This window comes from Huaxiibacter chinensis (genome assembly GCF_022171985.1).
In the GTDB taxonomy this organism is placed as follows: domain Bacteria; phylum Pseudomonadota; class Gammaproteobacteria; order Enterobacterales; family Enterobacteriaceae; genus Enterobacter; species Enterobacter chinensis_A.
In genome coordinates, this window is record NZ_JAJVHF010000008.1 from 153,576 (window position 1) to 161,770 (window position 8,195).

8 protein-coding genes and 1 other RNA gene are annotated in these 8,195 nt (G+C 55.9%); 6 read left to right on the top strand and 3 right to left on the bottom strand.

What is annotated here, in order from left to right; all coding sequences use genetic code 11:
- The first annotated feature begins 60 nt into the window (after positions 1-60).
- Both ligA and LZP96_RS17600 read left to right on the top strand, forming a co-directional pair.
- Positions 61-2,076 carry an NAD-dependent DNA ligase LigA gene (ligA, locus tag LZP96_RS17595; RefSeq protein WP_258926198.1) on the top strand — a complete coding sequence of 672 codons (2,016 nt, stop codon included), beginning with the start codon at positions 61-63 and terminating at the stop codon, positions 2,074-2,076.
- A gap of 1 nt (position 2,077) precedes the next feature.
- Positions 2,078-2,293 (top strand): DUF3820 family protein, encoded by a 216-nt coding sequence (locus LZP96_RS17600; RefSeq protein ID WP_064326914.1) that lies wholly within the window; start codon positions 2,078-2,080, stop codon positions 2,291-2,293.
- On the opposite strand, the gene LZP96_RS17605 is transcribed toward LZP96_RS17600, so the two are convergent.
- Positions 2,290-3,285 (bottom strand): bile acid:sodium symporter family protein, encoded by a 996-nt coding sequence (locus tag LZP96_RS17605; RefSeq protein WP_064326913.1) that lies wholly within the window; start codon positions 3,283-3,285, stop codon positions 2,290-2,292. The genes LZP96_RS17600 and LZP96_RS17605 overlap by 4 nt on opposite strands.
- Positions 3,286-3,374: 89 nt before the next feature.
- Here LZP96_RS17605 and LZP96_RS17610 point away from each other — a divergent pair, with 89 nt between their 5' ends.
- On the top strand, positions 3,375-4,310 hold the full coding sequence (locus LZP96_RS17610; protein ID WP_258926199.1) for a LysR family transcriptional regulator: 936 nt from the start codon (positions 3,375-3,377) through the stop codon (positions 4,308-4,310).
- Here LZP96_RS17610 and LZP96_RS17615 read toward each other — a convergent pair.
- Positions 4,307-4,645, bottom strand: coding sequence for a FlxA-like family protein (locus LZP96_RS17615; RefSeq protein ID WP_064326911.1), 339 nt, complete (start codon positions 4,643-4,645; stop codon positions 4,307-4,309). The two genes, LZP96_RS17610 and LZP96_RS17615, sit on opposite strands and share 4 nt — an antisense overlap.
- A gap of 203 nt (positions 4,646-4,848) precedes the next feature.
- On the opposite strand from LZP96_RS17615, the gene xapA reads away from it, so the two are divergent.
- The 3 genes from xapA (at position 4,849) to LZP96_RS17630 (ending at position 7,938) form a co-directional block, all read left to right on the top strand.
- Complete coding sequence (gene xapA, locus LZP96_RS17620; RefSeq protein ID WP_258926200.1) at positions 4,849-5,673, top strand: xanthosine phosphorylase; 825 nt, start codon at positions 4,849-4,851, stop codon at positions 5,671-5,673.
- A 50-nt stretch (positions 5,674-5,723) separates the two neighbouring features.
- Positions 5,724-6,980 carry a nucleoside permease gene (locus tag LZP96_RS17625; protein WP_258926201.1) on the top strand — a complete coding sequence of 419 codons (1,257 nt, stop codon included), beginning with the start codon at positions 5,724-5,726 and terminating at the stop codon, positions 6,978-6,980.
- Between the two features lie 67 nt (positions 6,981-7,047).
- Complete coding sequence (locus LZP96_RS17630; RefSeq protein ID WP_258926202.1) at positions 7,048-7,938, top strand: LysR family transcriptional regulator; 891 nt, start codon at positions 7,048-7,050, stop codon at positions 7,936-7,938.
- 32 nt (positions 7,939-7,970) lie between these two features.
- Here the strand turns inward: LZP96_RS17630 and LZP96_RS17635 are convergent.
- Positions 7,971-8,096, bottom strand: a non-coding RNA gene (locus LZP96_RS17635) — RtT sRNA.
- Positions 8,097-8,195 lie beyond the last annotated feature (99 nt).

Here is an 8,195-nt window from a genome sequence, read left to right on the forward strand (position 1 = left end):
ATAACCTCAACTCCTCCTCAACCCCCGCCTGTCGGGGGTTTTTCTCATTGATGGTGTGATATGGACTCTATCGAACAACAATTAACGCAGCTGCGAACCACGCTTCGCCATCATGAATACCTGTATCACGTGATGGATGCCCCGGAAGTCCCGGACGCGGAATATGACCGCCTGATGCGTGAACTGCGCGAGCTTGAATCACAGCATCCGGAACTTATTACCCCAGATTCGCCTACCCAACGCGTGGGGGCGTCTCCGCTGGCGTCCTTTAGCCAGGTACGTCACGAAGTGCCGATGCTTTCTCTGGATAACGTGTTTGATGAAGAGAGCTTTCTGGCCTTCAACAAGCGCGTCCAGGACCGTCTTAAAAGCACAGATTCCCTGACCTGGTGCTGCGAGCTTAAACTCGACGGTCTGGCAGTGAGCATTTTGTACGAAAACGGCGTTCTGACCCGCGCCGCCACGCGTGGTGATGGCACCACCGGTGAAGATATCACCACCAACGTGCGTACCATCCGCGCCATCCCGCTTACGCTGCGTGGCGATAACATTCCTGCACGCCTTGAAGTGCGCGGCGAAGTCTTTTTACCGCAGGCCGGCTTTGAAAAAATTAACGACGAAGCGCGTCGCACCGGGGGCAAGGTGTTTGCTAACCCGCGTAATGCGGCGGCCGGTTCCTTGCGTCAGCTCGATCCGCGCATTACGGCAAAACGCCCGCTGAACTTTTTCTGTTATGGCGTCGGCATCCTTGAAGGGGGTGAGCTGCCTGACACCCATCTGGGTCGCCTGCTGCAGTTTAAAGAATGGGGCTTGCCGGTAAGCAACCGCGTGCAGCTTTGTGACTCGCCGGAAGCGGTTCTGGCGTTTTATCACAAGGTTGAAGAAGATCGGCCCACGCTCGGATTTGATATCGACGGCGTGGTGATTAAGGTTAACTCGCTGGCACTTCAGGAGCAGTTAGGCTTCGTTGCCCGTGCGCCGCGCTGGGCGGTGGCCTTTAAATTCCCGGCCCAGGAGCAGATGACGTTCGTCCGTGATGTCGAGTTCCAGGTAGGCCGTACCGGTGCCATTACGCCCGTTGCCCGCCTGGAGCCTGTGCAGGTCGCGGGTGTACTGGTCAGTAATGCCACGCTGCATAACGCGGATGAGATTGCCCGCCTGGGCTTGCGCATTGGCGATAAGGTCGTCATTCGCCGTGCGGGAGACGTGATCCCGCAGGTGGTGAACGTAGTGGATTCAGAACGCCCCGAAGAGACCCGCGCAATCGTCTTCCCGACGCATTGTCCCGTGTGCGGCTCGGATGTGGAACGCGTTGAAGGGGAAGTGGTGACACGCTGTACGGGCGGCTTAATCTGCGGCGCGCAGCGTAAAGAGGCGCTTAAGCATTTCGTGTCGCGTCGGGCGCTGGACGTTGACGGGATGGGCGACAAAATTATCGACCAGCTTGTCGAAAAAGAGTATGTCCATACCCCTGCCGATCTCTTCCGTCTGACCGCCGGGAAGCTGACCGGGCTGGATCGAATGGGACCAAAGTCTGCACAGAACGTGGTGAATGCACTCGAAAAATCCAAAGAGACGACCTTCGCACGCTTCCTGTATGCGCTGGGCATCCGCGAAGTCGGCGAGGCAACGGCGGCGGGATTAGCGGCCCACTTTGGGAGCCTCGATGCGCTGGAGAGTGCGACTATCGACGATCTACAAAAAGTGCAGGATGTTGGTATTGTCGTCGCTACGCATGTCTTCAATTTCTTTGCCGAAGAGAGTAACCGCGACGTGATTGGTCAGCTACTCGCCGAGGGGATCCACTGGCCAGCGCCGATTGTCGTTAATGCGGAAGAGATCGACAGCCCGTTTGCCGGAAAAACCGTGGTATTAACCGGTAGCCTGAGCCAGCTTTCTCGTGATGATGCTAAGGCGCGGCTGGTCGCCCTGGGGGCGAAAGTGGCAGGCAGCGTGTCGAAGAAAACCGATCTGGTGATTGCAGGCGAGGCCGCAGGCTCAAAACTGGCGAAAGCGCAGGAGCTGGGAATCGACGTTATCGACGAAGCCGAAATGCTCCGCCTGTTAGGAGAGTGACGTGGAAAAAGAGCAGCTTTTCGACATCGCGAATACCGAGATGCCGTTCGGGAAATACAAAGGACGTCGACTGATCGACGTCCCGGAGGAGTATTTGCTGTGGTTTGCCCGTAAGGACGAATTCCCGGCAGGCCGGCTCGGCGAACTGATGGCCATTACCTTACTCATTAAAACTGAGGGGCTGAGCCATCTGGTTCAGCCCCTGAAAAAACCTTAAGCCTTCGCGGCGCGGGTCTCTTCCTGCGCCCGCTTTTCTGCCTGACGCTTATAGCGACGCGCCAGCACAGCGCAGACCATCAGCTGGATTTGATGGAAAATCATCAGCGGCAGCACCATCATTCCAATCATCGCCGTCGGGAACAGGATGTTTGCCATCGGGATCCCATTGGCCAGACTCTTTTTCGAGCCGCAGAACACAATGGTAATTTCATCAGCTTTGTTAAACCCACATTTACGGGCAACAAAGATGTTTACCGCAATAACAATCGCCAGCAAAACACAGCTCACGAGGGCGATAAACAGCAATGACCCAATGCCCACTTTATGCCAGATGCCATTAACGACGGCCTCGCCGAACGCGGAATAAACCACTAACAAAATAGAGAGCTGGTCGGTCTTACCGATCCACTTTTTATTTCTCGCGACAAAATCACCTGTCCACGGACGGGAGAGATGCCCCAGCACAAATGGCAGCAGCAGTTGAAGACAGATTTTGCCCACTTGCTCAAGGTTACCTTCCGCACCGTGCATGTTCATCAAGAGGCCGACCAGAAGCGGGGAGACAAAAATCCCCAGCAGGCTGGATGCGGAAGCAGAGCACACGGCGGCGGCAACGTTGCCCCCTGCAAGCGAGGTGAACGCAATCGCCGACTGTACGGTCGCAGGCAGTATGCACAAATAGAGAAAACCGGTGTACAGCGCAGGATCGACGTTTACCGGTGCCCACCAGGCAAACAGCACGCCGAGGACCGGGAAAAGGATAAAGGTACTGCACATCACCCACAGATGCAGCCGCCAGTGGCTACCGCCCGCTATGATTGCCTCACGCGAGAGTTTGGCGCCGTGCATGAAAAACAGCAGGGCAATCGCGGCGGTGGTCAGGCCTTCGACGAAGGGGACAAATTCGCCACGCGCCGGGAAAAAGGAAGCCAGCAGAACCGTCACGATCAGCGTAAGGGTAAAGGGGTCGAGAATGCGAAATAGTTTCATAAACACTCCTGAAAGCAGATTGCGCTATTGTGCTTTTATCCGTTTGAGAAATAAAATTGATTTATTGCATCCATTGATGAATTAAATAAATGAATTACTCCTTACGTCAACTTCGCGTGTTTGTCACCGTGGCTCAGGCCAGAAGCTTTAGTCGCGCCGGAGAAATCATCGGGTTGAGTCAGTCGGCCGTGAGCCATAGCGTGAAAGAGCTGGAGCAGCAAACCGGCGTGCGTTTGCTCGACCGCACCACGCGCGAAGTCGTGCTCACCGAGGCGGGACAGCAGCTGGCAGCGCGTCTGGAAAGGGTACTGGATGAACTGAACAGTACGATGCGGGATGTCGGGCGGGTGGGGCAGCAACTTTCCGGCACGGTCCGCGTTGCGGCGAGCCAGACTATCTCCGCACATCTGATCCCCCAGTGCATTGCCGAAAGTAATCACCGCTATCCCGACATCAATTTTGTCCTTCACGACCGACCGCAACAGTGGGTACTGGAGAGCATTCGCCAGGGCGACGTGGATTTTGGCATCGTCATCGATCCGGGGCCGGTAACGGACCTGGCGTGCGAAAGGGTGTTATCCGAACCCTTTTTGCTGCTATGCCGCGCCGACGATCCGCTGGCGTCACTGCCGCAGGTTTCGTGGCAGGCGCTCCAGGGGGCCAATCTGGTCTTACAGGATTACGCCTCGGGCAGTCGACCACTGATTGATGCAGCGCTGGCGCAGCAGCAGGTAGAGGCGACTATCGTGCAGGAGATCGGGCACCCGGCCACGCTGTTTCCGATGGTAGAAGCGGGGATCGGGATAAGCGTTTTACCGGCGCTGGCCTTACCGTTACCCCAGGGAAGTCAATTAACGGTGCGTCGCTTTACCCCCTGTATTGAGCGACAACTGATGCTGGCTCGTCGCAAGAATCGTTCGCTTTCCGGCGCGGCGCAGGCCTGTTGGGAGGTGGTGCGCATGCAGGCTCAACGGTTGATCGAGACCCGCACGCGCGATCCTTTGTTTCACGCCGGGGAGGATTAGATGTAGATATCCACCTGATGGTCGTTTGACGGGATGACAACCCCTTTCGCCGTCGACTGCTTTTGCTCCTGTTTTTGCTGCGCCTCTTCAGCCTGCCGACGCATGAGCTGCTCCAGCTGGGTTTGCAGCATTTCAAGCTGCTGCTGAATCAGCTCCTGCTGTTTTTTCTTTTCTTCCGTACTCCCGCTCCCAAAAGCAAGCTCCTTTAACTGCTGCGTCAGTTTAGTGATTTTCGCGGTAATTCGGCTAATTTGAGCCGCGATGCTGTTGTCAGTTGAACCGCTGCCGCTGCCGCTGGTTTTAATGGGGGACGTTGATGCCTGGATCGTGGTCATATGCTCTCCTTGTGCCTAAAAAAGAAGTATCGGCACCGCGGGGACGAGCTTGAGTCCCCCTGCCATCTCTGGCAGGTCGCGCATTGATACTGAAATCCTATCAATGGGAAGCGGAAAGTGTATTGGTGATAACCCAGCTGCTCCGGCTATAAGTCAGGTGTCATGCGATAGCCACTATCGCTTTTTACCCTGAAGGAGCTGCTATGACCCACTCGAATACGCCCTGGCATTGCGCCGATATCATTCGGGCCGCGAAACCGACTTTCACTCCACGCGTTGCTTTTATCCTGGGTTCAGGCCTGGGCGCGCTTGCCGATCGGATCGATGATGCCGTGGCGATACCCTACGAGGCGTTACCGGGCTTCCCGGTGAGCACCGTCCACGGTCATGCGGGAGAACTGGTGCTGGGCCATCTTGCCGGCGTGCCCGTCGCCTGTATGAAAGGACGCGGGCATTTTTATGAAGGTCGCGGAATGAGCGTCATGACCGATGCGATTCGTACCTTTAAGTTGCTGGGCTGCGAGCTGCTGTTCAGCACCAATGCCGCAGGGTCGCTGCGCCCGGAGGTCAAGCCGGGCAGCCTTGTCGCGCTTACCGATCATATTAATACCCTGCCAGGCACCCCCATGGTCGGCCTGAACGACGATCGCTTTGGCGAGCGTTTCTTCTCACTGGCCAATGCCTATGACGCGGACTATCGCAGCGTTTTACAGGCTGTGGCAAAAGAAGAGGGCTTTCCGCTCAAGGAAGGGGTCTTCGTCTCGTATCCCGGCCCCAACTTTGAAACGGCGGCAGAGATTCGCATGATGCAAATCATGGGCGGTGACGTGGTGGGGATGTCCGTGGTGCCAGAGGTGATTTCCGCGCGCCACTGCGGACTAAAAGTGGTTGCGGTGTCCGCCATCACTAACCTGGCGGAAGGGCTGGGCGAGATAACCCTTTCGCACGCACAGACGCTGGCTGCGGCAGAACTGTCCCGGCAAAAGTTCATCAATCTCATCTGCGGTTTTCTGCGCAAACTGGCCTGAGTCAACTCACCTGTGGCCCACCGGGGCCACAGCGTGCAAAAGGAACGGTTATGAACATCACGACGCGTTTAAAGATGATGTCCTTTATGCAATATTTTATCTGGGGAAGCTGGCTGGTGACCCTGGGTTCCTGGATGATTAACACCCTTCATTTTACCGGTTCCGACGTGGGCATGGTTTACAGTTCTAAGGGGCTGGCGGCGATAATCATGCCTTCGCTGGTGGGCATTATTGCCGATAAATGGCTGCGCGCAGAAAGAGCCTATCTGCTCTGTCATCTTATTTGCGCCGCAGCGTTATGCTATGCCGCCCAGGTCAATGAGCCTGGCCTGATGTTCTGGGTAATGCTGGTCAATGCAATGGCATTTATGCCCACTATCGCGTTATCGAACACCATCTCCTATTCCTGCCTTGAACAGGCGGGGCTGGATACGGTGACCCATTTTCCCCCTGTGCGCGTTTATGGCACCCTGGGGTTTATCATCGCCATGTGGACCATTAGCCTGATGGGCTTAGAGCTGAGCAATATCCAGCTGTATATCGCCGCCGGGTCTTCACTGGCATTAGCGCTCTATGCACTGACGCTGCCTTCCATTCCTGTCGCCAGGAAAAAAGCCTCTCAGACCCTTGCCAGCAAGCTGGGCCTGAATGCCTTTGTCTTATTCCGCCAACCGCGCATGGCAGTATTTTTTCTGTTTGCCATGCTTTTGGGGGCGGTGCTGCAAATAACCAATACCTTTGGAAGCCCCTTCCTGCATGACTTTGCCCGCAACCCAGCGTACGCCAACAGTTTTATCGTTAATTACCCCTCCATCCTGCTCTCCGTATCGCAGATGTCTGAGGTGTTTTTCATTTTGACCATCCCCTATTTCCTGCAACGCTTCGGCATCAAAACGGTCATGCTGATGAGCATGCTGGCCTGGATGTTGCGATTTGGTCTGTTTGCCTTCGGCGATCCGTCGGCGACGGGGGTTGTCCTGTTGATGATGTCAATGATTGTCTATGGATGCGCTTTTGATTTCTTTAATATCTCCGGCTCCGTTTTTGTCGAACAGGAGGTGAGTGCCGATATTCGTGCCAGTGCGCAGGGCTTATTTATGACGATGGTCAACGGTGTTGGCGCTTACGTAGGGGCGATTCTTAGCGGGATGGCGGTGGATTACTTCTCCGTAGAGGGCGTGAAGGACTGGCAGACCATCTGGCTCGTTTTTGCTGCCTATGCACTGGTTCTGACGGTCGTCTTTTACTTCTGTTTCAACTACCGCCACTCGCCTAAAAACAGCGGGTTGAGCACAGTTACACATTAAAATCTGCCCGTAAACGGCGAAACGATCTAAGGTGGGGTGTTGAGTGTTTTCGCCGGGATGGAGTGTGATGGAACGCGTTTACCGTACCGATCTTAAACTGTTGCGCTATTTTCTTGCCGTGGCAGAAGAGCTGCATTTTGGGCGGGCTGCGGCCCGTCTCAATATGTCGCAACCCCCTTTGAGTCTGCATATTAAAGAGCTTGAGAGCCAACTGGGGACGCTGCTTTTTATTCGTCATTCACGCAGCGTTGCCCTGACGCATGCAGGCAAAGTGCTGATGGAAGAGTCGCGGCGTCTGCTTGCCAGCGCCAGCCAGGCCCTTGCCCGGGTCGAAAAGATTGGGCGGGGGGAAGCAGGGCGCATTGAGATGGGCATTGTGGGCACGGCCATGTGGAGTGAGGTGCGTTCGGTGATGCGTACGTTCTTAAAAGATTACCCGAATGTTGACGTTGTTTTCCGCGAAAAATCGCCGGTCATGCAGATGGCCCTGCTGGAGCGGCGTGAGCTGGACGTGGGGATCTGGCGTATGGCCACCGACCCGACGGCCGGTTTTACCGGTCTTTGCTTAGGGAACGCGTCGTTTCTGGTGGCTATGCCGGAGGATCACCCTTTTGTCAGCCAGCCCGCCATCGCGCTTTCCGATCTGCAAAATGAATATTTCGTCACGATGCCCTCTGCTCATTCAGACTGGGCATTTTTGCACCGCGTCTGCCAGCAGGCAGGCTTCACGCCCATGATTGTGCGCGAAGCTGTTGAGCTTCAAACGGTTCTGGCAATGATCAGCATGGGGATGGGGATAACCCTGGCTGCGGACAGCTATGCCCAAATGCAGTGGCCCGGCGTGGTATTTCGCCCGCTACAGGAACGTATTCCGGCAGATTTATACGTAGTGTATGACGAGAAGCAGGCGACCCCTGCGGTGACGCAGTTGATTAAGGCACTGGCAAATCGCAGATAGCAAAAAGGCGCCTTTAGGGCGCTTTTTTACATTGGTGGGTCGTGCAGGATGACTCGCTTCGCTCGCCCTTCGGGCCGTCGCCGCAGGCGGCTCCGGTGCCTCACTGCGTTCGGCTCGAACCTGCTGCAGGTTCGAATCGTTCAAATCGCAGATAGCAAAAAAGCGCCTTTAGGGCGCTTTTTTACATTGGTGGGTCGTGCAGGATGACTCGCTTCGCTCGCCCTTCGGGCCGTCGCCGCAGGCGGCTCCGGTGCCTC

What these genes read in the sequence shown, in the direction of transcription:
- LZP96_RS17605 (WP_064326913.1), bottom strand. Translation starts at nt 3,285, where the DNA reads ATGAAACTATTTCGCATTCTCGACCCCTTTACCCTTACGCTGATCGTG.
- LZP96_RS17630 (WP_258926202.1), top strand. Translation starts at nt 7,048, where the DNA reads ATGGAACGCGTTTACCGTACCGATCTTAAACTGTTGCGCTATTTTCTT.
- ligA (WP_258926198.1), top strand. Translation starts at nt 61, where the DNA reads ATGGACTCTATCGAACAACAATTAACGCAGCTGCGAACCACGCTTCGC.
- xapA (WP_258926200.1), top strand. Translation starts at nt 4,849, where the DNA reads ATGACCCACTCGAATACGCCCTGGCATTGCGCCGATATCATTCGGGCC.
- LZP96_RS17625 (WP_258926201.1), top strand. Translation starts at nt 5,724, where the DNA reads ATGAACATCACGACGCGTTTAAAGATGATGTCCTTTATGCAATATTTT.
- LZP96_RS17610 (WP_258926199.1), top strand. Translation starts at nt 3,375, where the DNA reads ATGAATTACTCCTTACGTCAACTTCGCGTGTTTGTCACCGTGGCTCAG.
- LZP96_RS17615 (WP_064326911.1), bottom strand. Translation starts at nt 4,645, where the DNA reads ATGACCACGATCCAGGCATCAACGTCCCCCATTAAAACCAGCGGCAGC.